This is a genomic window from Hyphomicrobium sp. (assembly GCF_009026145.1).
In the GTDB taxonomy this organism is placed as follows: domain Bacteria; phylum Pseudomonadota; class Alphaproteobacteria; order Rhizobiales; family Hyphomicrobiaceae; genus Hyphomicrobium_A.
In genome coordinates this window covers 62,771-87,539 of record NZ_WBUE01000002.1, presented here as the reverse complement: position 1 = coordinate 87,539, position 24,769 = coordinate 62,771, and the positions used below count along the sequence as shown (strand labels likewise).

Here is a 24,769-nt window from a genome sequence, read left to right as displayed (position 1 = left end):
CGGAGACGATGCCACGATCATCAACGCGCGAGGAGTTTTTCAGCGGCCTGGAGGACGATGGGCCGTATGAAGGTCACCCGCTTGCAACGTCCGCGCGTTGTCATCAGTTGCCGCCGGAAGGTTGGGCCGGAACGACGCTGCTCTTTGGGGTCATACCCTTTAGGAATTTGAAGAGGTCACTGTCCGTGGAAAGGACAAGGGTCGTGTTTTTGGCGATGATGGATTTGTAGGCTTGCATGGTCCGTGTGAATTCATAGAATGCAGCCGCTTCAGGGCTCTGGTTGTAAGCCTTCGCGTAGATTTCAGTGGCTTTCGCGTCCGCCACGCCGCGGATCTCCTCAACCTGACGGTAGGCTTCAGACTGGATCTTGTTCAGGTCGCGCTCACGATTGCCGCGAATTCTGGCAGCCTCGCCGTTACCTTCTGACAGGAAGCGTTCCGCGATCTGCCGCCGTTCGCTGATCATGCGATCGTAGATCTTCGGGCGAACGCTCTCATTGTAGTTGATCCGCTTGAACCGAATATCGAGCAATTCGATACCGAAAACGCGAACCTTCTCGGCAGCCGCAGAGAAGATCTCCTGTTCGACCAGCTTGCGCCCCTTCTGGATCGGCACCAGCGCCCCGATATCCTGATTGCGTTCAGCCTCGGTTAGCAGCGTGTCTCGCAACGGCACGCGATCCTTGGTGGTGCGGATAATCTCGATCAGCTCATGCTTAGCGACAGCATTACGGGTCTCACTGCCTAGAATATCGTCGAGGCGGGACTGGGCACTGCGTTCATCGCGCAGCCGCAGAAAATACTGGAGGGGGTCTGTAATCCGCCAGCGGGCGAATAGGTCGACTGAGATGTAGAGCTTGTCCTTGGTCGGCATGTCCGATGGATTGCCGTCCCACTCAAGGACCCGCTTGTCGATCGGATTGACGTCCTGAATGAACGGGATCTTGAACTTCAGACCGGCGGTGGTCACCGGCGCGCCCACAGGCTTGCCGAACTGCGTGATGATCGCCTGCTCCACTTCGCTGACCGTATAGATCGCACTCATCACGATGTACGCCCCGACGCCCAAAACCGCCAAGATCGCTATTTGCGTGATCCGGTTCATGGCTTCTCTCCCTTCTGGGTGTCGAGGTTCAACAATGGCAGGATGCCGCGCGTCTGTTCGTCGACAATTATCTTGGAGCGTATGCCCGGCATGACCTCCTGCAGGGTTTCGATATAGATGCGGCGGCGAGTGACCTCGGGAGCCTTGGTGTATTCCGCCAACAGCGTGCTGAACCGGGCTGCGTCGCCTTCCGCTTCATTGATCCTCTTGAGCCGGTAGCCATCGGCCTCGCGAATCCGCTGATCCTTCTCGCCCTCGGCCAGCGGGATCACCTTGTTGTAATCGCGCCTGGCTTCGTTGATCAGCTTCTCTTTCTCCTGCTGGGCCTGGTTGACCTCGTTGAACGACTCCTGCACCGGTTGGGGCGGATTGATGTTTTTCAATTGAACCTGGTCGATGCTGATCCCCATTGCATATTTGGTCGAGAGCGCCTGCATCTTGGTCAGCGCCTCGCTCTCAATCTCCTGGCGACCGATGGTGATCACCTCGTCGACGGTGCGGTCGCCTACGACCTCGCGCATCACGGACTCGGAAACATTGCGGAGGGTTTCGCTCGGCTCACGAACCTCGAAAAGAAATTTAACGGGATCCGAGATCCGGTATTGAACCACCCATTCGACCAGCGCGGCGTTCAGGTCGCCGGTCACCATCTGGGTCTCCCGCGTTGCGTCGCGAGGACTCTGATACGGATCGCTGGCGCCTGGGGTCGCGAACCCGAATTCCTGCTTCAACTGCCGTTTGACGGGGACGATCGTGGCCGCGTCAATGCCCAGCGGCAGCTTGAAATGCAGTCCGGGCGGGACGTCCTTGAGATACTTACCGAAACGCTGCACGACAGCGACAGAATCGCTCGGCACAGTGTAATAGGCCGTCCATACGCCTAGGCCGGCCAGAGCAAGGACGGCGAGGACGATTACTCCACGCGGGTTACCACTCGGCATGATCTGCTTGAGGCGACCCTGCCCCTGCCGGATCAGATCCTCAAGATCGGAGTCGGGTCTGGCCCCGCTACCCCACGGGCCACCCCGGCCGCCATTATCGTTCTGCGATGGCATTGGAACGCCCTTTCGTGTTCTGCCGCACCTGGTAGAGCTGATAGCCAAAGACCACGGAGGCGACGACGAATGCGCCGACGACGAGGTTGCTGCGTCTCAAACTAACAGTCCCTTGAAGCCACTACTCCACTCAAATCCACAAGCGCTGCGGACCCAATCATTTTCAACGAGACCTTCCCGACAATACGTGGACACCACTGGAGCAATGGCGGGGGGGGGTGGCAGGTGGGACAGCGCGGGCGCTCCGTCAGGACGCTCTCAAACGGCGTCGGCGCTGGATATGGAGGTCCTGAGTGAAGGTGCCGCCTTGGTGAAGTCCTGTTCGATGACAGACGATCAAACACACATGGGCATGGCGAGGCGCGATTACGAGCTATTTCTTTCGTGCGATAGTTACTTCAACGCCAAACCAAGTCGTCAGCAGCTGGGGGGAGACCGGCCGTGCCGCGGACGTTACCTGGACGGGGAATGATGACCCGAAGCGACTTAGGGACCTAACTTCGTTGCCACGGTGGTGACCTACGCGTTGCAGAGATTCCGGAGGTCGAGCCACCGACGTAGCGCCAAATCCCCTTGAGGACCATGTCCGCTCAACCTCTGGAAGCAGCCGACACGCGACTTAGCGCTCAGGGCCAGTAGCGGTCATTAGCCTGGTCAGCTTCACTCAGCTGGAGAGTGTCGCTCGATCCCAAAAGCGGAAATCGGCCGCCCCGTGATCGGCGAGGCGAGCGTCGCCGACCACGTCCGCTGATCGGGGTATTGCGGTAGCGACCAGATGTCTATCTTCTCGCGGACCTGTTAGCCCTTGGCACACACGGACGAGCCGGTTTCAGCCATGCGGTCATTGGCAGCGTGGCGTTAAGTATGCTGAGCGATCTCACCCCTCGACGTGCTCGTGGCGAAAGGCTAGGGGACCGCAGGGAGAGGGCACGCAGACAGGAATGACCGAGCACCCCCAGAGCCCCGCGTTTCACGCCGTCTCGCCGGACGACGCACTGCGTTCGCTACAGGCGACAGCGGCTGGCCTGTCGTCCACGGAAGCGGCGCGGCGCCTGGCCGAGCACGGGCCCAACCGTCTGCCGGAGCCGCCGAAGCGCAGCGCCGTCCTGAGATTCCTCGCGCATTTCCACAACGTGCTGATCTATGTGCTGATCGCCTCGGCAGCGGTGACGGCGGCGCTGCAGCACTGGGCGGATACTGGGGTGATTCTCGCGGTCGTGATCGTCAACGCGATCATCGGCTTCGTGCAGGAGGGCCGCGCAGAGCAGGCAATGGCGGCGATCCGCAGCATGCTCGCACCGCGCTCGGCCGTTTTGCGCGGCGGGCGGCGCCAGAGCGTGGACGCGGCAGATCTGGTGCCGGGCGACATCGTGCTGATCGAGGCCGGCGACCGCGTTCCGGCCGATTTGCGGCTGATCGAGGCACGAGGCCTGAAGACCGAGGAGGCCATCCTGACGGGCGAATCCGTTCCTGTTGAGAAGGGCACGGCGCCGGTCGCGATGGACGCCGCGCTCGGAGACCGGACCTCGATGCTGTTCAGCGGCACGCTGGTCGCCGCCGGTGCGGGGCATGGCGTCGTCGCGGCCACCGGAATGGGCACCCAGATCGGCCGCATCAGCGGGATGCTGTCCGAAGTCCAGACGCTGACGACGCCGCTCGTGGAACAGATGGACACCTTCGCCCGCTGGCTGACGGTCTTCATCCTGATCGTCGCCGGAACGCTTCTCGCCTATGGCTATTTCGTCGGCCACCTGCCCTTCGCGGAGCTCTTTATGGCCGTGGTGGGCCTGTCGGTCGCCGCGATTCCCGAAGGACTGCCCGCGGTGCTGACGATCACGCTCGCCGTGGGCGTGCAGGCCATGGCGCGGAGGAACGCGATTGTCCGGCGCCTGCCGGCAATCGAGACACTAGGCTCGGTTTCCGTCATCTGCTCCGACAAGACCGGTACGCTCACCGGCAACGAGATGATGGCGGCGACGCTCGCCGCCACGGAGCACACCTACTCCATCGGAGGCGAGGGCTAGGCGCCCGAAGGCGCGGTGCGCTGGCGCGAGGCGGATGCCGACCCGGTCGAGCACGCCGTCCTGATGGAATTCGCGCGCGCCGCGGGGCTGTGCAACGACGCGATGCTGCACGAAGCAGAGGATGGCTGGCGGGTGGAGGGCGACCCAATGGAGGGCGCGCTGATGGCGCTCGCCGGCAGGATCACGGGCGCGGGCCCCGAGCCCTTCCGCGAATGGAACCGCACCGACGCGATACCTTTCGACGCCGCACACCGCTACATGGCCGTCCTGCACCACGACCACGAGGGCCATGCCTGCATCCACGTCAAGGGCGCGCCCGAGGTGGTGCTGGCGCTCTGCTCCGGCCAGCGTGCCGCCGATGGTGGGACTGCGCCGCTCGACGAGAGTCACTGGCACAGGTTGGTGGAAGAACTTGCTGCTGACGGCCAGCGCGTCATCGCAGTCGCTGCGCGCGCCGTGCGGCAGCAGCACACGGTCCTAAACGCCGCGGATTTGGATGGGCGCCTCACACTGATCGGCCTGGTTGGCCTGATCGATGCGCCACGCGCCGAGGCCATCAAAGCCGTCACCGAGTGCCACGCGGCGGGAATCAGGGTGAAGATGATCACGGGCGACCATGCCGCAACGGCACGTGCGATCGCCGCCCAGATCGGGCTGAAAAACACGACGCGCGTGCTGACCGGCGCTGACATCGACACGATGGATGAGGCCGATCTCTCCGAGGCGGCGGTAGTCACTGACATTTTCGCGCGCACGTCACCCGCCCATAAGCTACGCCTCGTGACTGCGCTGCAGTCGCGGGGGCTCACCGTTGCCATGACCGGCGACGGGGTGAACGATGCGCCCGCGCTCAAGCGCGCCGATGCCGGCATCGCCATGGGGCAAAAGGGCAGCGAGGCCGCGAAGGAGGCCGCCGAACTGGTGCTAGCCGACGACAATTTCGCCTCGATCGCGGCGGCCGTGCGTGAGGGGCGAACCGTTTACGACAACATCAAGAAGGTCATCAGCTGGACGCTGCCCACCAACGCGGGCGAGTCGATGACCATCGTCGTGGCACTCTTCGCCGGCATGGCGCTGCCGATCACAGCGGTGCAAATCCTCTGGATCAACCTCATCACCGGCGTGACGCTGGGCCTCGCTCTGGCCTTCGAGCCCTCAGAGCCGGGCACCATGCGCCGCCCGCCCCGCCCGCGCGACGAGCCGCTGCTCACAGGCGGGTTGATCTGGCACATCGTGATGGTTTCGGCCTTCTTCCTCATTGCGGTTTTCGGCATGTACTTTTACGCGATCGACAGGGGGTATCCCGTCGCGCTGGCACAGACCATGGCGATGAACATGCTGGTGGTCTTGGAGATCTTCCACCTCTTCTTCATACGCAACATTCACGGCACGTCGCTGACCTGGGCCGCGGCAAAGGGAACAAAGGTCGTGTGGGCATGCGTCGCCGCGGTCACGGCTGCGCAGTTCGCCATCATCTACCTGCCGCCCTTGCAGGCCGTGTTCGGTACGCAAGGCGTCCCGCTGGCGGATGGTCTCCTGATCGTCGCTGTCGGCGCGGTGTTCTTCGCTCTAATCGAGACCGAAAAACAGATGCGCCTCGCCTTCCGCGGCCCTAGCTCCAGCAATCGGAACCACCGGTTCGCCCCCTACTAGCGAAAGCACTTGCCCTGAAGAAGCACCCAAGCCTGCTCCCGCACCACCGTGTATTGGCTCAGCGTTGCAGCGGTGGCGATCGAGCGCGTGGCGTCGATGCTGCACTTTGCGTTCCGCGGTGTCGAGGTGAAGCTGCACGACGTGCGTCAGGCCAAGCCGCTCGAGACGGTGGCGATCACCTATGAGTTCATCGTCAATACCGACGAGCCGGACCGCCGGCTCGATCTGCTGCACGAAAACGTCCGCAAGTTCGGAACCATATTCAATTCAGTCGCCGGGGCGACGCGGCTTGAACGCAAGATCGGGAGGAAGTCGTGAGCCGCGGGCGGGCGGCCATGATACCGCCTGCGCTTTTGAAAGGACCGCATGAATGGCAAATGCAGAGCGGCGCGAGGTTACGGTCGTCCTGACGGACGAGCATATGCGATTGCTGATCGAGGCGCATCTGATCAAACCCGAGGAGGCAGCCGACGGCAAGAAGCTGGCGGCCGCGGTGCAGGGGCTGGTCGATAGGAAGATCGGTTATCCGCAGGAGGCCTGGCATCAATGGGATGACTGGGCCAAGGGTCTCGAATAGCGGCGGCCGCGTTCATTTCCGCCCTGGCGGGGAAAGGTGCATGCGGCAGGACTGATGGAGTTGGGATGCGTCTTGCGAAGAAGAGCCGCTCTGAACCCGGCCTGTCCGGCATGCTTCTCGCTGCGGGGTTCATCGCGCTCGCACTAGGGCCGTTTCTGGCGGCGCGGCTCAGTGGCCTGGAGCCTGTGGGCCCGTTTAACGAGCTTGGAACCGCTCTCGGGCTCACGGCCGCCGCCCTCATCCTGCTGCAGTTTCTGAGTGCGGGACGCTACGAGAGTCTGTCGGGCTAGACGGGACGTTGTGGCTTCACCGCATTGCCGCCTAAGCCGAAGGCCTCTTTTGGGATGAGCACCCGTGTACGGCGATCACGCATTACTAGCCTGCATGTCGGCTAGTGGCCCTTAGCGTCGGCGAGCCGAGGGCCGCTATTGGATCACTGCTACCATTGGCAGCTTTAGATTTGGGCGACTGCGTGCGGCTGAGCCACCTGACGCCACTCATCCACAATCGTCATTCTCGAATCTCAAGTACCACCCGCTCCACAAAGCGCGGAGCGGTGGCCAGTGATCACCTCGTCGAGCGGCCACGTTTCAGCGCTTCTAGGTGCTCAGCGTACGCATCTAGGAAGTGCTTCCGGGAAGCAGTTCCTCTCTCATCATCGAGCTTTCGTGCGTTCTGGATGGCAACCTGCTCAAGTGCGCCTTCAGTGAAAGTCGTCGTGTCGTCGAAAGTCATAGAGCTCCCCTTACAGCTACCCGCGCAGCATGGATAGGACGGGATGTCCGACCAAAGCCAGTGGCGATCGCGCCTAATCCACGCCGCGGAACTCGCCGTGGGCACGCGAGGCGTGGTGCTTGACTGTGTCGTGATCACCGCGCCTCCGCATAAGGCGGAGAACCTCTGACCCCGTTGGCACGGTTTCAAAGCGATGTCCGCTAGCTCGTGCGGTGCCCAATCCTGCGCGACATCCCACTAGCGGAAGTCGGTCGCAGATGACTTGCGACCGGAATGTGTCGCCGATCATGTCCGCTATTTGGTTGAGACCCGGCAAACTTGCCGGGCCCCTGATGTCGTTACCGGCACTAGACCAGCCACAAATTGTCACGTCCTCGAGCGTGATGGTGCTTGCCCAATGCGCTCCAATGCAGCGCAATTCGCTTACGGCCACCATCACTCGACTTTCACCGCAACTTGCGGCTCCCGTCGGCGATCGTCGCCGGCGCGCTCGCGGGCTTGGCGCATGGGAGAGTAACCTTCAGCGCCACGACGCGCCGCCCCCTCGGCATAGCCGACACCCTGCACCAGGCGCTCCATGGCCTCCTGGGCGCTCGCATGTGAGGAAGTACTCGTCGTCGCTGTTGTAGGCAACCCAGATCGTGCATTCCGTCATGTCTCGCCCCAATCCTTCAAAGGCCGGGATGGTTATTCAGCACTGCGCCGCGCCTCTCGGCAACGCCGCCCAATTGCAGCAGCTATGCACTTGCAAGCGACCACCATCATCCGCTGCACCGAAATGTCACTTATCCACACCAGCGATCTGAAATGGGCCGACAATTGGCTGTTAATGCGCCGCGCACCGCGACATGCTCTGGCTCATGGGAAACCCATCCGGCAAGACCAGTCAGAAGCGCCGCTCGCTCGATGCGCGGTTTGAATTCGACGGCGATGGCGTCACCACTAGGTCGCGCGAGGCGCTTGGCCATACCTATTTCGAGGTGACCGACCGGCAGACCGGCGAAGAGTTCTGCCTCAAGCTCTGGCGCAAGACCGGAAGCCCGGCCGACGCCGAGCTGCGCGAGATCTGGCGCCATGAAATGCGCCATGTGCAGCGGGTCATGTCGCACGCCGGCGCACACGACGTCGTCGTCGACCTGGTCGAGTTCGTCGAGGACGAAAACGACTTCGGCGTCCTCATGCAGCGCGCCGGCCACCCGCTGTCCGACCTTCTCGAACGCTGCAAGGCGACGCACTGGCTGCGCTCCCTCGGCATCCCCGCGCACCGCGCGCGCTTGTGGCAGAACGTGCGCAGGATCGCCATCGCGCTCGGCGTCGTGCACGCCCAAGGCCTTGTACACGGGCGCGTCAGCGAGGACGTCATTTTCACCGAGGGCGGATCGAGCCCCGACTTTCGCCTCACCGGCTTTGAATGGTCGCTCTGGCTCGACGCCGAACGGCGCAACGCCGATCCGCCGACCGCCGCCAAAGCCTTGCATGCTTACGACGGCGCCATCGCCTTTGTCGACGATTGGAAGGCGCTGGGCGCCATCCTCTGCCACCTTCTCGGCATTGTCGTCGATGCGGCCGGGATCATCGGCCCGCAGGCCGGCCGCGACGTGCCCTTCCTCAGCAAAGCCGAGCAGAGCTGGCTGCGCCACGTCTGCCGGCCGCGCCCGAGGGATTCGCTGGAGGCGCAGGCGCTTGCGCGCCAATGCTCCGACATCGCCGTCGAGGTCGGCGCCACGGCTTCCCGCCAGCAAGGCCGGCTCACGCTGCTGCTACGGCCGAAGGCCGGGCTGGCGCGGGCCGTATACGATGCCACGGCAGGGGCCATCCCGGTCGATGAGCGCGCGCAGCAGATCGCCTTCGCGCGCGCCGATCTCGATGCCGGCGCCACGCTTCTCGCTCCGGCGCGGCACGATATAGCCCTCCTGCGCCTCGACCTCGTCACCCAGCGGCTCGTCTACCGCTTGCGTCCGCACAGCATCGACGGCGAGGAAACCTGGGACATCGCCGTGTGCGAAGACATCAAGGCGCGCACAGACACGCTGCCCGGCGGCGCCGGCTTACGCCCGCACGCCCTCGACGTCGCCATCGATGTGGCCAGCACCGACCGGGAGGCGGAGGAGTACCGCACGGCTGTCGGCCGCGCCGGCATGAGCTGGGAGGCCATTGCCGGCACACCGCAAAGCGAGGCGCCCGACACGCTCGTCATCGTCAAGACGGCTCTCAATCTGCTCGAGATCGTCGGCGCCGTCATCAAATCGCTCGACGTCCTCCCCATCGAGATCCTCGCCGAGCGCACCGGCGATCACCGGCAGGTCGTCGTCAGGGCGCTTCCCGGCAACGACCGCGATGCCATCGCCCAGCACATCGGCATCGCGCATACGAGCGCCGCCCTGCAGCGCCTCTTCGAGCAGGAGGAACGTGATTCCGGCGTGCGCTGGCGGATTAGCGGCTCCGGGCGCCTGGGCGCCTCCCGCGCCCAGGACGTCGCCGTCACCTATGTCGGCAACGAGCAGGTCGACGGTCTCGACGGGTACTGCTTCAACGTCGAAGGCAGTCTCCCCATGGCGAGCTCGCTCTATCTGCGCCCGGAGCAGGAGAAGGGCACCGAGCAGCAGATCAAGCGCCGCATGCGCAATATCGACGCCCTCGACGCGCGCCTCGACCTCGTGGAGATGCTGCACGACCCCTGGCGTGCCCGCCGCAGGCTACGCCATGCGCAGTTGGACGAAACGAGCGCCACCTTCGCCCGCCTCGACGATCCCAAGCAGAAGGCGTTGCGGCACTTGTGGAGCACGGCACCCGGCTTCCTGGTCGTCGGGCCGCCGGGCGTCGGCAAGACAACTCTTGCCACCGCCACCGTCGAAACCATCTTCCGCCACGATGCAGCCTCGCGCCTCTTGATCTGCGCACAGGGCCACGACGCGCTCAATCACATCGAGGAAAAGATCGCCGAGCTGAAAGACGACGGCACGCTCTCCGAGGACCTACTGCTCGTCAGATCCATGGCCGCGGACGGCAAAGTGAGCAGCCCGCGCCGCGTCGACAAGGTCGCCGACGCTGCGCTGCACAAGTTCCGCCTCAGCAGCCTCGTCAACAACGCCCCATCCGGCCTGCGCGCCCATGTCGACAAGCTCGCCGCCGCCACTGCGACCGAGGATGCCGAGAACGAGGACAGTGGCGTGCTGTGGAGCCTCATGCTCGAGGCGGCGAATATCGTCGTCACCACCCTCAATTCCGGTGACGTCGCCCGCATGGTAGCGGCGCAGGAATCGTTCGACTGGGTCGTCGTCGAGGAGGCCGGTAAGGCAACCGGCCCAGAGCTCGCCGGCGCGCTGGCGCTCGGCAACCGCCGCCTGCTCATCGGCGATCATCGCCAATTGCCGCCGTTCGACGCCGCCCAGCTCGAGCGTGTGTTCTGCGACGCCACGGTCGTCAAGAAGATGGTCGCCAACGCGCCGGACGCCGTCGGTCCCCTCTTCAACGAGGCGGTGCTAGAACAGCTCGGCGCGCTGTTGCGCAACGACGCCCATAAGGCCGAGATCCAGCGCCTCGCCCGCGAGCTCATCGAGCCCTTCAAATCGATCGTCGAGGAGGATGAGCGGCGCGCCGTCGCGTCGGCGCAGCCGCAGCAGGTCGCGGCAACGCTCACCAAGCAACGCCGCATGGACCCCGCGATCGCCGAGATCGTGTCCGCGGCCTTCTACGCCGGCAAGCTTGAGACCGACGCGCAGCGACAGGCCGACGCCGCCACGCAACCCCCGCCCGTCGACTGCAGCGCCGCGCTCACCGCCTCGCCGGTCGTCGTTGTCGATTTTCCGCATGTCAGCGCCACCCACGACGACAGGTTCGCCGAACGCAGCAGGCCCAAATGGCACAACCCCGCCGAGGCCGATGCCGTCATCGAAGTGCTGCGCCACCTCGCCCCAGCCGAGGGCAAGCGGCCCTCGCTCGCCATCCTGTCGCCCTATACCGGACAGGTCGCCCTGCTCGAGCAGCGCCTCGCCCTGGCCTTGAAGAAGGATCTCGCGCATATCCGCGACGGCTTCGTCCCGGTACGCAAGGGCATGGGCCTCGTCGGCACCGTCGACTCCTTCCAGGGCAGCGAGGCGGACGTCGTCGTCATCTCGCTGGTGAGGAACAATCCGCGCGTCGGCGTCGGAGCCCTGGGCTTCCTGCGCGAGCGGCGGCGCATGAACGTCATGCTCAGCCGCGCCAAGCACAAGCTCATCCTCGTCGGCAGCCTCGCCTTCCTGCGCGAGGCGGCGCTGGGGGTCAACCCGGATGAGGCCGAGCATCCTCTCGACTTCATCCTCACCATGCTCGCCACCATCGACAAACTGCGCCAACAGGAACGCCGCCCTGGCCTGCCGCTGGCCACCATCATCGCCCCCCGCGACCTGCGGAGGCGTCGATGACGAAGCTCGTTTGCATCCCGGTCTACCGCGTCCGCTGTCAGGTGCGGCTGCATCAGGGCCGCGCCTGGACCCCCGTCGAGGAGCTCGTCCTGTGGGCCATATCGAAGCGCGCCCAGACCATCGGCGACCTCGCCAGCGACGCCAACCTCCCGCACCAGGTCATCGTCTCCGCCCTGTCGCGGCTCATGCGCTTTCGCTTCGCTCGGCTGGCGGTCATCGACGGTGCGCATAAGTTCGTTGCCAGCACCTACGGCACCAGACTGGTGCAGAGCGGCGATCCCTTGCCTTTCATCCCAAAGGAGACCGACGCCTGGATCAGCTTCGTTCTCGAGCGCGTGAGCGGCCGCGTCATCGCCGCGCGCGACGTGCGCCGCATGCGGCAGAAAGATCTCGATCATCATCGCAAGTACCGCAAGGGAACGCCCGCCATTGTGGTCGACGTCACCGGCGGCGTCCTCGACATCGGCACCGATGTCATGATCGCCCGCATCTCGCAGTTCGCCACCCGCGGGCGGCAGGAAAAGCTCGCCGCCATTGAGCCCGGCACCGGCGTCATCTCCAAGGAATATATCGGCGTCACCGTCGACAACGGCATCGTCCGCGACCTGCCCGAAAGCGCCGGGCAAGTGCTGCACAAGATCGTGCTCGAGGCGGCATCGGGCAATCGCGACGATCGCGCCTACTCTGTCGCCTTCGCCGGTTCCCTCGATCGGCCGGCGCCACAGGATCCCGTACGCTGCCGGTTTGCACCCGACGACATCGTCATTGGCGGCTCGGCGCAGGGTACGCTGCTGCGCCAGCTCGTCGGGGAGGCTGCGTCGCGCCTCGTCATCCATTCCACTTTCCTGCGCCTTGAGGACATCGACCCGCTGCTTCCCGCCATGCGTGCAGCCTGCGCGCGCGGCGTCACCATCGACATCCTCTGGGGCGCCGCCGGCGACGAGGAGGACAAGACGCGCCACGCCGTAACGGCGGAACGTCTCATCGACATCGTGCGCCGCGACGAGGTCCTGCATCGAAGGGTCAGGGTGGCCCTGCAGTCGACGGGATCGCATGCCAAGCTGCTGCTGTTCGACACGCCAGAGGGCGGCTGGATCGCCGCCGTCAGCTCCTGCAATTGGCTGAAGTCGCCGTTCCGCTCCGTCGAGATCACGACGCTACTACGTCACCCGCAGCTCGTGTCCCGCATCGCTGCCGCGATCGGCAAGATGGCCGGCGACCGCGGACTGTCGGACACGCTCGCCAACGAGATGGCGCTACTGAGGAGCGAGCTCACATGGCTGCGCGGCAGTGACGGCGACGCGCTGGTCGACGTCATCACCGGCGAGGATCATCACCGCCTGCTGCGCCGCGCCGGCGGCGAGGCCCGCGATCTTCTCGTCATCGGCACGCACCGGCTGGGGTCGACCGCGCGGCCCGGCGCGCTGCTGCCGGCCGAGGCCGCGGCACGCACGACCCGTATCGTCAAGGTGCTGTATACGCAGCCGAGCGGTCCCCTCAAAAACCGCCATATCCGGGAGCTCAAGCAGGAAGCCGCCGAGCACGGCGTCGAGCTGATACAGCTCGAGAAGCCGCCGATGCACGGCAAGCTCCTGCTGTGGGACGGCGACAACGTTGTCACCTCAAGCCTCAACTGGGGCTCGGCCGCGAGCGATCCCGATTTCCCACTCGGCGACATCGGGGTGCACGTCAGGTCGCCGGGAATAGCGACAAACGTCTGGTCGCGCCTCCAGGACGATATCCCACAGCTCCGCGCTCCGGCTCCTGCAACATAAAGGCTGGACGCAGGACGAGGCCCGGCGATCACACGCACTCCGCGGACGTTGTGTTCGGACTTCCGCTCGAAGCTGATGACGAGAAGTGGAAGTTTCGTCCGCTCAGGGGTGGAACGTGTTGCAAAACCCCATAGAAGCTCAGTCGCGGGGCTCGGCGGCGATTTTTCGCCGGCCTCGTTATTCCGCTCGTCTACAGGGCGGCGGCGTGGACGCATTGGCACCAACACCTCACGCCACTGCACGCCTATGCTGCACATAAGGTGGTGACACGGGGCGGGCCCGGCAGAGGAGCTTTGCGAGCCGCCTCAGGTTCTGCGCCGTCGCAGTGAGCAGCACCTCGTCCTTCGCTCCCGATAGACCGCGCGGGCGCAGCCGGTCGAGCTTGTGGATGCGCTTCATGTGCGCGAACCTCATCTCGACTTTCTTGCGCTCGCGGCGCGAGACCTGGAAGGCTTCGGTGTTGGCGAGCGCACGGACCTGATCGCGTACGTCCTCGTCGATGTCGCGCGAGACCTTGCGGGCCGGAGCCGTTGTGCACTGAGGCCTGAGCGCGCAGGTGGAGCAATCGTTCTTGCTCGCCCGGTAGGGAAGGATGCGTCCCTGGTCGACGATCCCGGAATGCGCGAGCTCAGCGCCGGCCGGACAGATGTAGACGTTCCTGTCGCGATCGAAGACGAAGTCCTCCTTCGTGAAGCGGCCGCCGGTTTGTTTCGACTTGTCCCAGACAGGCACGTGCGGAACGATGCCTCTATCCCAGAGCCAGGAGCCTTGCCGCGCCATAGGCGGTATCGCCGGCGAGCCGCTCTGGCGCCAAGCCGAACCGGCGCTCGACCCGCTCGAGCATGGTCTCGGTGACGGCGATCTCGTCAGTGCGGTTGGCGCGCGTTCCCTCGGCGTCGACGATGATGCCGAGCTTGTTGTCGATGAGATAGTTCGCGTCGTAGGCGAAGAACGGATCCATGCTCTTGCGCGCGACCCAAGCCGCCTGCGGATCGGTCAGCGACATCTCCTTCGGCGGTTTGCCGCCACCGCCACCGCTTGAGCCACCATCTCCACTCTCGCCCTCATCATCGGGTGCAGCATCGAGGGTCGCCAGATACTCACGGACCGCGTGCGAAGCTTGCTCCGGCGTCGGCCAGTCGATCGGCTGATCGCCGGGTACTCGCTTGTGCTTGTCGACGTCTGCCTTGATCAGGCTCGCGTCGACCGAGAACGCCTCGCCGCCGACGAGGCCCGCCACGATGCAGATCGTCGCCACCCGCTCGAACACGCGGCGCAGGACATCGCTCTCACGGAAACGCTCGTGCCTGGCGCGTGAGAACGCAGAATGATCGGGGACCTGGTCCTCGATGCCGAGCCTGCAATACCAGCGGTAGGCGAGGTTCACCTGGACCTCGCGACAGATCATGCGCTCAGAGCGAATGGCGAACACGTAGCCGACGATGAGCATTCGGATCATCAGCTCGGGATCGATCGATGGTCGACCCGTGTGCGAGTAGTAGGGCGCCAGTTCCTCGTGCACCCAGCCGAGATCGAGCACGGTGTCAATCTTGCGCACGAGGTGGTCGGGCGGCACAACGTCGTCGAGATTGAACTTGTAGAAGAACTGCCCTTGCCCGGACTTGCTTCGCCCCATCATGGCTCGCCCCAGCCGCTGCCGCTTCGTGAGCAACGGAATCATGGTTCGCCAGCGGCCTCAATGGGAGTTCTGCAACACGTTCGGGTGGACTACGGACGACAACAAAGTCGCGTCCAGGTGCCGTGCCGAATGCAACTGAATGACAGCTATCTCGGCCGTGCGGAAGTCGCCAAGAGGTGGCTGTTCAAGAACCGACGTCCTCAGATCATGATCGGCCATCCAGTGATCTGAACCCTCGCTACAGCTTTTACCCGGCGACTGACTCTGACCGCTCGTTTGGGTTCGCCGGTCCGCCGCGGTGATGAGCTCCATGAAGTCGAGTCGATGTGCCCATCAAGGGCGCACCCTCTTCGCGCGGCGACAGCAGAGCCGTGAGTGTCCACGCTGCCGGCACCTTGCCGGATGGACCAAGCAAGCTTCGCTTGATCGTTGCTGAATGTGCTACGTCCCTTCGGTTGCGCGCCCCGCGGCATCAAAAGCCGCGGCCGGGCCCTACCCCGCGGGCGTAGGGCCGCGTGCCCGAGCCCCGCCAGCCGCGGCGGGTCTCGGCCCATGCGGGTGACGGTCCCGTGGCGCGGACCACAATTTCCACCTCGCTATGCGTTCGCGGCGATTGGGCGACGACGCCGGGCCCACCATGAGGCATGGCCGTGGTCCGCCTCCCGGAGCCGCCCCCCAAAGGGGGCCGCAGGCAAGGGCGGCTCCGTGAGGCAGACACACGACGAGGTCCCAGTACTTTCTAAGAGGACGCTTCGAACGGCATACTTCCCGCGACTTCCCGCATCGTCACGCCTTTCACGGCGTTTCCTAATTCACGCTGCGATGCCGCGCGCCCATGCTGAGCGGCAGTCGAAAGCGTGGTCGGGACGATTGGAAGTCATGCCGGATCGCAGCTATGCACTGCAAGTCGCCGCAGCCTTCATCCTGACCCTCCTCAGCCTGTGGGCTGCCACGCAGTGGGCCGCTGCCATGCTCGGCTATCAGGCCGCGCTTGGGGCATCCTGGATCGAGCTGGCCGGGGTCAAGATCTACGCGCCCTGGCAGCTTTTCTCCTGGTGGCTGGCCTTCGACAACCAGGCGCCGCATGTGTTCGCGCGCGCCGGCGTCCTCGCCGCAGCCGGGGGGCTGCTGAGCGGCGCCATCGCGCTCGGGGGGGCCGCCCGGCGGGCAAGCCACAGGTTTATCGCGACGACCTACGGCTCGGCCCGCTGGGCGGACGCCTCTGACATCGCGCGCGCGGGGCTCCTGGGCGATGGCGGCGTTATCCTTGGTCTCTATGACGACCGCTACTTGCGCCATGACGGCCCGGAGCACGTGCTCGCCGTGGCGCCCACGCGCTCCGGCAAGGGCGTCGGCCTCGTGCTGCCGACGCTGCTCACCTGGACCGGCTCCGCCGTCGTCCACGACATCAAAGGCGAGAACTGGGAGCTGACCGCGGGCTGGCGCGCGCAGTTCTCCCGTTGCCTGCGCTTCGATCCGACCGATCCGGGCTCGGCCCGCTTCAACCCCCTCATCGAGGTGCGCAAGGGTGCGCACGAGGTGCGCGACGTGCAAAACATCGCCGATATCCTTGTCGATCCGGAAGGGGCGCGCGAGCGGCGCGATCATTGGGAGAAGACGGCGCACGCTCTCTTGACCGGCGCCATCCTCCACGTCCTTTACGCAGAAAAGGACAAGACGCTGGAGCGCGTCGCGACCTTTCTCGCCGATCCCTCGCGCTCGATCCTGCGCACCCTCAAGATCATGCTGACGACCAACCATCTTGGCACGTCAGAGGCGCCGATGGTGCATCCGGTCGTGGCCTCGGTTGCCCGCGAGCTCTTGAACAAGTCGGAGAACGAGCGCTCCGGCGTCGTCTCGACCGCCATGAGCTTCCTCGGTCTCTATCGCGATCCGCTGATCGCCGCCAACACGGCCCACTCCGACTGGCGCATCGCGGATCTGATCGCGGCCGAGCGCCCGGTCTCGCTCTACCTCATCGTGCCGCCCTCCGACATCTCACGCACGAAGCCGCTCGTGCGCCTGATCCTCAATCAGATCGCACGCCGCCTCACGGAGACGCTACCGGCCGCCACGGCCGAGACCCCGCAGCGCCCGCTCCTGCTGATGCTCGATGAGTTCCCGGCGCTCGGGCGCCTCGAATTCTTCGAGACCTCGCTGGCGTTCATGGCCGGCTACGGCGTGCGGGCCTTCCTTATCGCCCAGTCGCTGAACCAGATCGACAAGGCCTACGGCACCCATCACGCCATCCTCGATAATTGCCACTTCCGCGTTGCTTTCGCCCCCAACGACGAGCGCACGGCCAAGCGCCTGTCCGATGCGCTGGGCACCGCCACCGAGCTCAAGCGGCAAACGAACCTCTCCGGCAAGCGCCTGTCGGCCTGGCTGTCGCACACCACGATCTCGCAGCAGGAGACGCCACGGCCGTTGCTGACGCCCGGCGAGGTCCTGCAGTTGCCGCAGGACGAGGCACTGGTGCTCGTGTCGGGCGTGCCGCCGATCCGCGCTCGCAAGCTCAGGTACTACGCCGATCGCAATTTCCTGACGCGATGCCTGCCGGCACCCGAGCTCTCCGGGGATCACGCAGCGCACATGCCCCGCGCCCGCGGTGACGACTGGTCCGATCAGATCCGCGGCACGGATCCTCGTCTCGACAGGGCCTGGTCGGAGCTCGTGACCTCCGACACCGCCGATGACGACAGCCGACGCCCTCGGCGCGAGGTCTCGCGCCAGAAGAAGGACAAGCCGGAGCGTCCCTTGCGCGATCTGCCGCTGTTCGCGGCGAGCCTTGAGGATCAAGCCCTCGAGGAGGAAGCGCCGGCCACAAGCGATGATCTCGACACGGTGATCCAGTTTCCGGGGCTGCGTCTCTAGATGAGCAAGAAGCGCTACACACTCTATCTCTCGCGACCGCTCGCCCGGCAGCTCGATCTCGTCGCCCGGCAACGCAACGGCGCCAAGTCGGCCCTGGTCGAGGAAGCGCTGCGGGCCAGCCTTGAGCCGCACCAGCATCCGGGCGTCGACGAGGGTCTCGCCCGGCGCCTCAACGAGCTGAGCAAATCCGTGGCGACCATCAAGCGCGATGTCGCCATCGCCACGGAGACCCTGGCGCTGTTCGTGCGCTACTACCTGACCATCACGCCCCCGCTGGCGCAGAGCGAGCAGGAGCCGGCACGCCTCCTCGGCAAGGAGCGCTTCCAGGTCTTCGTCGCCCAGATCGGCCGGCGCCTCGCCGGCGACCAGCGCCTCGTCTCCGAGGTGCTGGAGACGATCGCCGTCAACGACCCCGATCTCTTCGTGACGGCGTCCGACGACGCGCCGCTGAAGAATCGGGCCGCCCATCGCAACGGCCAGGCACCGAATGAAAGATCCGAAGGAGGGAAGGCCCATGACTGATCCCATGACTGATCCCGTGTCCCTGCCGGTCGCCGAGGTCGCGCAAGGGCGCCGCCGGCAGATGCTGCGCACGGCCTTCGGCCCGACCATCGCCGCCGCGCTCGCCGACCCGACCGTGATCGAGGTCATGGTCAATCCCGACGGCAGGCTGTGGATCGACCGCGCCACCGTCGGCCGCCAGGATACTGGCGAGCGCATCGGCAGCGCGGAGGCCGAGCGGATTATCCGCCTCGTCGCCGCGCACGTGCGCCGCGAGGTGCACGACAAGGCGCCGATCGTGTCCGCCGAGCTGCCCGACACGGGCGAGCGCTTCGAGGGCATCCTGCCGCCGGTGGCGCCGGCGCCGTGTTTTGCCGTGCGCAAGCCGGCAGATCTGCTCTATCGCCTGGCCGACTACGTCACCGCGCGCATCATGTCGGCGCCCCAGGCCGCAGCCCTGACGCTGGCCGTGCGCCAGCGCAAGAACATACTCGTCGTCGGCGGCACCTCCTCGGGGAAGACCACGCTGGTCAACGCGCTGCTGGCCGAGGTCGCCGAGCTTGGCGAGCGCGTGCTGATCCTGGAGGACACGCGCGAATTGCGGTGCGCCGCGGCCGATTGCGTGGCGCTGTGCACCAAGCCAGGTATCGCCTCGCTCGCCGATCTCGTGCGCTCGACGCTGCGGCTGCGTCCCGACCGCATCATTGTCGGCGAGGTCCGCGGCCCGGAAGCCCTCGACATGCTGAAGGCTTGGAACACCGGGCATCCCGGCGGCATCGCCACCGTCCACGCCAACTCCGCCGAGGCGGGGCTCTACCGGCTCGAGCAGCTCGTGCAGGAAGCGGTCGTCACGGTGCCGCGCGAGCTCATCGCCGAAGCTATCGACGTCGTCGTGTTCCTCGCCGGGCGCGGCATCGGCCGCCGCGTCGAGAGCGTGCTCGAGCTGGTGCGCCTCGATGAGGACGGCGACTACGAGCTGCAACCGCCCGGGCGGCCAACCTTGCACACAGTTTGAGAGGGAGCAGCAGATGTCACGCCTGGTCCAACGTCTCATGCGCACCGCAGCCTGCGTGAGCGGTTGCTTCATACTCATGGCCGCCACGGCGCACGCCGCCGGCTCCGGCATGCCCTGGGAGGCGCCGCTGCATCGCATCCTGGAATCGATCGAAGGCCCCGTCGCCAAGGTCATCGCCGTCATCGTCATCATCGTCACCGGGCTCAGCCTCGCCTTCGGCGATATGGGCGGCGGCCTGCGCCGTCTCCTGCAGATCGTGTTCGGCCTCTCGATCGCCTTCGCCGCCACCTCCTTCTTCCTGTCGTTCTTCTCCTTTGCCGGCGGCGCCCTCATCAACTGAAGCGCGGAGCATCAGCACCCCATGATCGGTCAACCGTCCACCACCCCAGGCTACGAGGTCATCCTGCACCGCGCGCTCACCGAGCCGATCCTCTTGGCCGGCAGCCCGCGCAACTTCGCCATCCTCAACGGAACGCTCGCCGCCGCGATCGGCCTCGGCCTGCGTCTGTGGCTGGCCGGCTTGCTGATCTGGCTCACTGGTCACGCCGTCGCCGTCTGGGTCACGCGCAAGGATCCGGCCTTCCTCACTGTGCTCTCCCGTCATGCCCGCCACAAGGGAGCGCTGTCATGCTGAACCTCGCCGAGTACCGCAAGGCATCGACTGGCTTGGCCGATTATCTGCCGTGGGCGTGCCTGGTGGCGCCGGGTGTCGTGCTCAACAAGGACGGCTCGTTCCAGCGCACGCTGCGCTATCGCGGTCCCGATCTCGACAGCGCCACCGAGGCCGAGCTGGTCTCGGTGACCGCGCGCCTCAACAACGTCCTGAAGCGGTTCGGTGCCGGCTGGGCGCTCTTCTTCGAAGCCGAGCGCATTCCCGCGAACGCGTATCCCGGTGCACGGTTCGCCGATCCGGCCTCGTGGCTCGTCGATCAGGAACGCTATGCCGCCTTCAGCGCCGACGGCGTCCATCACGAGAGCCGCTACTACCTGACCTTCCTCTATCTGCCGCCGCCCGAGAACGAGGCGCGGGCCGATCGCCTGCTCTACGAGCGCAGCGACGAGACGGCCATCGGTGTCGAGCCGCGGGCGCAGCTCGAATGGTTCATCACCGAGACCGACCGGGCGCTGCAGATGCTCGCTTCCATCCTGCCTGAGGCGGAGGCGCTCGATGATGCGGCGACGCTCACCTACCTGCATGGCACGATCTCGGATAAGCGCCATCCGGTCGCCGTGCCGGCGGTCCCGGCCCACATCGACGCCATCCTCTGCGACCGCCCGTTTCTCGGCGGCCTCGAGCCGAAGCTCGGTGATCAGCATCTGCGCGTGCTGACCGTGCTCGGCTTCCCCAATGCCACCGTGCCGGGCGTGCTCGATGCCCTCAATGACCTCGGCTTTGCCTACCGCTGGACGACACGGTGGATCGCCCTCGACAAGACCGAAGCCACGCGTCACCTGACGCGGCTCAGGCGCCAATGGTTTGCCAAGCGCAAGTCGGTCAGCGCCATCCTGCGCGAGGTCATGTTCAACCGCGAGACGGCGCTCGTCGATCCCGACGCCGACAACAAGGCGATGGACGCGGATGAGGCGCTGCAGGAGCTCGGACAGGACGACGTGGCGTTCGGCTACCTGACCACCGCCATCGTGGTCGCCGATGTCGACGTGCGCCAGGCGAACGAGAAGCTGCTCGCCGTCGAGCGGATCATCAACACCCGCGGCTTCGTCACCATCCGCGAGACCTTGAATGCCGTGGAAACCTGGCTCGGCTCACTGCCCGGCAACCCTTACGCCAACGTGCGTCAGCCGATCATGCACACCTTGAACCTTGCCCACATGATGCCGGTCTCGGCGGTGTGGGCCGGGCCGGAAATGAACCGCCACCTCAATGCTCCCACGCTGATGATGGCGGAGACGCGCGGGGCAACGCCGTTCCGCCTCGATCTGCACGTCGGCGACGTCGGCCACACGCTCATCGTTGGTCCGACCGGCGCCGGCAAGTCGGTGCTCCTCGCCCTGCTGGCGCTGCAGTTCCGCCGCTTCATCGGCGCGCAGGTCGTGCTCTTCGACCGCGGCCGCTCGGCCCGCGCCGCCACCCTCGCCATGGGCGGCGCCAGCATCGATCTCGGCCTCGAAGGCACGCTCTCGCTGCAGCCCTTGGCGCGCATCGACGAGCCCGGCGAGATCGCCTTCGCCTTGCAATGGGTAACGGCGCTCCTCACGGCCGAAGGCGTGCGCGTGACGCCGGAAGTCAAGGATGCGGTCTGGACCGCCCTCAAGAGTCTGGCTTCGGCGCCGCGCGCCGAGCGCACCCTGACTGGGCTTGCCGTGCTCATCCAGTCAGCGGCGCTGGTCGCCGCCCTGTCGCCCTATACGCTGGAAGGGGCCTATGGCCGGCTTCTCGATGGCTCATCGGAGGAGATTGCCGAGACGGACGTGCTGCACATCGAGCTGGAGCAGCTGATGGCGCACAAGGCGCTGATTCCGCCGGTGCTGACGTATCTGTTCCATCGCCTCGAGGCGCGCTTCGACGGGCAGCCGACCTTGCTGGTGCTCGACGAGGCCTGGACCTTCCTCGATGACGCGCTGTTCGCCGCGCGCATCCGCGAATGGCTGAAGACCTTGCGCAAGCGCAATGTTGCCGTCGTCTTCGCCAGCCAGTCGCTGGCCGACATCGAGCGCTCGAGCATTGCCCCGGCCCTCATCGAAAGCTGCCCGACCCGCATCTTCCTGCCCAACGATCGCGCGCTCGAGCCGCAGGCGAAGACCGTCTATGAACGCTTCGGCCTCAACGCTCGCCAGATCGAGATCCTGAGCGTCGCCACGCCGAAGCGCGACTACTACGCCCAGACGGCCCGCGGCAATCGTCTCTTCGCGTTGGGCCTCGGGCCGGTGGCGCTCGCGCTGTGCGGGGCGTCCTCGCCCGACGACCAGCGGCTCATCGAGCACTGTCTGGCGACGAGCGAACCCAAAAGCTTCGCCGCGCGCTTCCTCGCCGCCAAGAATCTGGCCTGGGCCGCCGAGCTGCTCGACGGCTGGCAGGCCCCGACGGCGATCCCGCCGCCCTTGCCTCCGGCAGTGCGGAAGGAGGCGGTGCAACCCGAGGCCCCGGCAGAGCCCAAGGATCGCACGGCGTTGGCGCCCAAGGCGCCGTCTGCAAACACCTCGCTTGCGGAGCAAACGCCACTGCCCGGATTGCCGGGCGGCCCACCGCTGCCGCAACGCCTCTCACCGTTCCGCGTCACCCCGAGCCAAGCCAAAGGAGCAGGCCAATGACACCCCGCCGCACAGTGCTCACGATGCTGCCGCTCGCCGCCGGCGTTCTCATCAGCGGCGTGTCGCAGGCGCGCGCGCAGATGACGGTGTTCGATCCGTCGAACTACCAGCAGAACCTGCTCTCCGCCGCGCGGGCGCTCGAGCAGATCAACAATCAGATTCGCGCGCTCCAAAACCAGGCGCAGATTCTTGTGCGCATGGACCAGAACCTTTCACCGCTGGGCGAAACGATCTCCCCGGATCTGCAACGCACGCTCGCCGACATCGAGAGCCAGATGAAGGCCGGGGAGGGCATTGCCTTGGATCTGCGGGAGACGCAAACCAACTACGACAAAATGTTTCCCGGGCAAGCGTCGGCCGCGCTCACCTCTGACGATGTGCTGCGCAATGCCACGACCCGCTGGGAGGAGGAATACGCCGCCTTCCGGCGCTCTGCCCTGGTGCAGGGTCAGATTGCCGACAGCATCGAGATCGGCGCCCGCCTGCTCGGTGATGCCCTCGCGCGTTCGCGCCACGCCGTCGGAGCGCTCGAAGCCGCGCAAGCCGGCAACGAGCTCGCCGGCCTCAGCGTCAAGCAGTCGCTGGCGCTGCAGGGCCTCGTTGCGGCGCAGGCGCGTGCCGAGACGCTGACGCGGGCCCGTGACCTCGCCACCGAGTATGAGGCGCGTCAGCGCTTCAAGTCCTTTGTCGGGACCGGCTCCGGATATTCGGCGAGCCGATAGCACATGGAGAAACGCATGCCCGGTCACGATCGCAGCCTCCGACGACACTAGCCGCCCTCTGACATGGCCAACGGCGAACCGATTTTCCGCCGACGGCGAAGCTTTGCCGACACGCCCCGAGGACCCCATGGACGATCTCGCCATCATCGATCTCTTCACCGAGACCTTCAGCCGCTACATCGACAGCGGGTTCGGATTGCTCGCCGGCGACGTCGCCTTCCTCACCAGCATCCTGGTGGCAATCGACATCACGCTGGCGGGCCTGTTCTGGGCGCTGATGGGCGAGGACAACCTTCCGGCACAGCTGATCAAGAAGGTGCTGTACGTCGGCTTTTTCGCGCTCCTGCTCTCCAACTTCCGACAGCTCGCCGACATCGTCTTCCAGTCGTTTGCCGGACTGGGGCTGAAGGCGTCGGGCACGTCGCTCACCGCCGCCGACTTGATGCGGCCGGGGTTCGTGGCGTCGACCGGCTATACGGCCTCCAAGCCGCTCTTGGAGAAGGCCGGCGAGCTCATGGGCTTCACGACCTTCTTCTCCAACTTTGCCACCATCGCCGTGCTGATGCTGGCGTGGGCGATCGTGCTCCTCGCCTTCTTCGTCCTCTCCGTCCAGCTGTTCATCGCCATCATCGAGTTCAAGCTGACGGTGCTGGCAGGCTTCGTGCTGGTCCCGTTCGCCTTGTTCGGCCAGACCGCGTTCCTTGCCGAGCGCGTGCTCGGCAACGTTATCTCCTCCGGCATCAAGCTCATGGTGCTGGCGATCGTGATCGGCATCGGCGCCACGCTGTTCGGCACGTTGAGCGGGCCGGCAGGCGAAATCACCCTGACGCAGGCGGCATCGTGCATCCTGGCGGCGATCGCCGTGTTCGGATTGGCCGTCTTCGTGCCGGCGATCGCCGCCGGCCTGATCTCGGGCGCCCCGCAGCTCGGCGCCGGCGCGGCCGTCGCCACCACGGCGGCGCTGGGTGGTACGGCGGTTGCCGGCGGATTGGCGTTGGCGGGCGGCGCGCGATTGGCTGGCGGCGCTGCGGGCGGCAGCATTAAGGCCGCCGCCTCTCTCGCGGGTCGGGTCGGCGCCGCCTATGAAACGAGTGGCATGTCCGGCGTCGCGCGCACGACGATCTCGGCTCCGCCCTCGCGCATGATGGCATCGGCGACGGCACCGGTGCGTGACGCCTACCGGCAAGGTGCGGCCCAGGGCTATCGCGATACGCGTCCATCGTCCGGCGCCAGCGATCCCGGCGCCGGCACCATTGCGCCTGGCACCATACAGCAAAGTCCGCCCGCGTGGGCGCAAAGCCTCGCACGTCGGCAGCAGCTGACGCAGGCCGGCATGGTGGCCGCGCAAGCCCTGCGCGAGGGCGATCGGCCGGCGAGTGGCGGTGGCCCGGATCTCAAGACCAGCAAATAAAGGAGAC

At 65.9% G+C, this 24,769-nt stretch carries 17 protein-coding genes and 1 pseudogene; 15 read left to right on the top strand and 3 right to left on the bottom strand.

Features of this window, described 5'->3' with window-relative positions:
• Positions 1-103 precede the first annotated feature (103 nt).
• Both hflC and hflK read right to left on the bottom strand, forming a co-directional pair.
• Positions 104-1,105, bottom strand: coding sequence for a protease modulator HflC (hflC, locus tag F9K20_RS02270; RefSeq protein ID WP_290997201.1), 1,002 nt, complete (start codon positions 1,103-1,105; stop codon positions 104-106).
• Entirely contained in the window at positions 1,102-2,160 is a 1,059-nt protein-coding gene (gene hflK, locus F9K20_RS02265) for an FtsH protease activity modulator HflK (RefSeq protein ID WP_290997200.1), read from the bottom strand. The genes hflC and hflK overlap by 4 nt, the downstream gene beginning before the upstream one ends.
• Positions 2,161-3,101: 941 nt before the next feature.
• On the opposite strand from hflK, the gene F9K20_RS02260 reads away from it, so the two are divergent.
• The 7 genes from F9K20_RS02260 (at position 3,102) to F9K20_RS02230 (ending at position 13,330) form a co-directional block, all read left to right on the top strand.
• Entirely contained in the window at positions 3,102-4,184 is a 1,083-nt protein-coding gene (locus F9K20_RS02260; RefSeq protein WP_290997199.1) for an HAD-IC family P-type ATPase, read from the top strand.
• A 15-nt stretch (positions 4,185-4,199) separates the two neighbouring features.
• The gene (locus F9K20_RS02255) at positions 4,200-5,837 is read left to right on the top strand and encodes an HAD-IC family P-type ATPase (protein WP_290997198.1); all 1,638 of its coding nucleotides are present in this window, start codon (positions 4,200-4,202) and stop codon (positions 5,835-5,837) included.
• A 72-nt stretch (positions 5,838-5,909) separates the two neighbouring features.
• Positions 5,910-6,155: a hypothetical protein gene (locus F9K20_RS02250; protein WP_290997197.1), complete on the top strand. Its 246-nt coding sequence runs from the start codon at positions 5,910-5,912 to the stop codon at positions 6,153-6,155.
• A gap of 52 nt (positions 6,156-6,207) precedes the next feature.
• A complete protein-coding gene (locus F9K20_RS02245) occupies positions 6,208-6,414 on the top strand; it encodes a hypothetical protein (RefSeq protein ID WP_290997196.1) in 207 nt (68 codons plus the stop codon).
• Between the two features lie 65 nt (positions 6,415-6,479).
• Positions 6,480-6,704: a hypothetical protein gene (locus F9K20_RS02240; RefSeq protein WP_290997195.1), complete on the top strand. Its 225-nt coding sequence runs from the start codon at positions 6,480-6,482 to the stop codon at positions 6,702-6,704.
• Positions 6,705-7,997: 1,293 nt separating this feature from the next.
• Positions 7,998-11,555 (top strand): AAA domain-containing protein, encoded by a 3,558-nt coding sequence (locus F9K20_RS02235; protein WP_290997194.1) that lies wholly within the window; start codon positions 7,998-8,000, stop codon positions 11,553-11,555.
• The gene (locus tag F9K20_RS02230) at positions 11,552-13,330 is read left to right on the top strand and encodes a phosphatidylserine synthase (RefSeq protein WP_290997193.1); all 1,779 of its coding nucleotides are present in this window, start codon (positions 11,552-11,554) and stop codon (positions 13,328-13,330) included. The genes F9K20_RS02235 and F9K20_RS02230 overlap by 4 nt, the downstream gene beginning before the upstream one ends.
• Before the next feature lie 228 nt (positions 13,331-13,558).
• On the opposite strand, the pseudogene F9K20_RS02225 reads toward F9K20_RS02230, so the two are convergent.
• Positions 13,559-14,969, bottom strand: a pseudogene (locus tag F9K20_RS02225) (transposase).
• 879 nt (positions 14,970-15,848) lie between these two features.
• Between F9K20_RS02225 and traG the strand changes: the two are divergent.
• From traG to trbL, 8 genes are all read left to right on the top strand, one after another.
• Positions 15,849-17,843: an IncP-type conjugal transfer protein TraG gene (traG, locus tag F9K20_RS02220; protein ID WP_290997192.1), complete on the top strand. Its 1,995-nt coding sequence runs from the start codon at positions 15,849-15,851 to the stop codon at positions 17,841-17,843.
• On the top strand, positions 17,844-18,365 hold the full coding sequence (locus F9K20_RS02215; protein WP_290997191.1) for a CopG family transcriptional regulator: 522 nt from the start codon (positions 17,844-17,846) through the stop codon (positions 18,363-18,365).
• Positions 18,366-18,369: 4 nt separating this feature from the next.
• Positions 18,370-19,359, top strand: coding sequence for a P-type conjugative transfer ATPase TrbB (gene trbB, locus F9K20_RS02210; RefSeq protein WP_290997404.1), 990 nt, complete (start codon positions 18,370-18,372; stop codon positions 19,357-19,359).
• A 13-nt stretch (positions 19,360-19,372) separates the two neighbouring features.
• A complete protein-coding gene (locus F9K20_RS02205) occupies positions 19,373-19,699 on the top strand; it encodes a TrbC/VirB2 family protein (RefSeq protein ID WP_290997190.1) in 327 nt (108 codons plus the stop codon).
• Between the two features lie 21 nt (positions 19,700-19,720).
• The gene (locus F9K20_RS02200; protein WP_290997189.1) at positions 19,721-19,993 is read left to right on the top strand and encodes a VirB3 family type IV secretion system protein; all 273 of its coding nucleotides are present in this window, start codon (positions 19,721-19,723) and stop codon (positions 19,991-19,993) included.
• Positions 19,987-22,629 (top strand): conjugal transfer protein TrbE, encoded by a 2,643-nt coding sequence (gene trbE / locus F9K20_RS02195; protein ID WP_290997188.1) that lies wholly within the window; start codon positions 19,987-19,989, stop codon positions 22,627-22,629. The genes F9K20_RS02200 and trbE overlap by 7 nt, the downstream gene beginning before the upstream one ends.
• On the top strand, positions 22,626-23,351 hold the full coding sequence (trbJ, locus tag F9K20_RS02190) for a P-type conjugative transfer protein TrbJ (protein ID WP_290997187.1): 726 nt from the start codon (positions 22,626-22,628) through the stop codon (positions 23,349-23,351). Before trbE ends, trbJ begins: the two co-directional genes overlap by 4 nt.
• Before the next feature lie 127 nt (positions 23,352-23,478).
• Positions 23,479-24,762: a P-type conjugative transfer protein TrbL gene (gene trbL, locus F9K20_RS02185; protein ID WP_290997186.1), complete on the top strand. Its 1,284-nt coding sequence runs from the start codon at positions 23,479-23,481 to the stop codon at positions 24,760-24,762.
• Positions 24,763-24,769 lie beyond the last annotated feature (7 nt).

Coding starts and splice junctions, on each gene's coding strand:
- trbE (WP_290997188.1), top strand. CDS start 19,987: ATGCTGAACCTCGCCGAGTACCGCAAGGCATCGACTGGCTTGGCCGAT.
- hflK (WP_290997200.1), bottom strand. CDS start 2,160: ATGCCATCGCAGAACGATAATGGCGGCCGGGGTGGCCCGTGGGGTAGC.
- F9K20_RS02205 (WP_290997190.1), top strand. CDS start 19,373: ATGTCACGCCTGGTCCAACGTCTCATGCGCACCGCAGCCTGCGTGAGC.
- F9K20_RS02230 (WP_290997193.1), top strand. CDS start 11,552: ATGACGAAGCTCGTTTGCATCCCGGTCTACCGCGTCCGCTGTCAGGTG.
- F9K20_RS02260 (WP_290997199.1), top strand. CDS start 3,102: ATGACCGAGCACCCCCAGAGCCCCGCGTTTCACGCCGTCTCGCCGGAC.
- F9K20_RS02200 (WP_290997189.1), top strand. CDS start 19,721: ATGATCGGTCAACCGTCCACCACCCCAGGCTACGAGGTCATCCTGCAC.
- trbL (WP_290997186.1), top strand. CDS start 23,479: ATGGACGATCTCGCCATCATCGATCTCTTCACCGAGACCTTCAGCCGC.
- F9K20_RS02235 (WP_290997194.1), top strand. CDS start 7,998: ATGCTCTGGCTCATGGGAAACCCATCCGGCAAGACCAGTCAGAAGCGC.
- F9K20_RS02240 (WP_290997195.1), top strand. CDS start 6,480: ATGCGTCTTGCGAAGAAGAGCCGCTCTGAACCCGGCCTGTCCGGCATG.
- trbJ (WP_290997187.1), top strand. CDS start 22,626: ATGACACCCCGCCGCACAGTGCTCACGATGCTGCCGCTCGCCGCCGGC.
- hflC (WP_290997201.1), bottom strand. CDS start 1,105: ATGAACCGGATCACGCAAATAGCGATCTTGGCGGTTTTGGGCGTCGGG.
- F9K20_RS02215 (WP_290997191.1), top strand. CDS start 17,844: ATGAGCAAGAAGCGCTACACACTCTATCTCTCGCGACCGCTCGCCCGG.
- F9K20_RS02245 (WP_290997196.1), top strand. CDS start 6,208: ATGGCAAATGCAGAGCGGCGCGAGGTTACGGTCGTCCTGACGGACGAG.
- traG (WP_290997192.1), top strand. CDS start 15,849: ATGCCGGATCGCAGCTATGCACTGCAAGTCGCCGCAGCCTTCATCCTG.
- trbB (WP_290997404.1), top strand. CDS start 18,370: ATGACTGATCCCGTGTCCCTGCCGGTCGCCGAGGTCGCGCAAGGGCGC.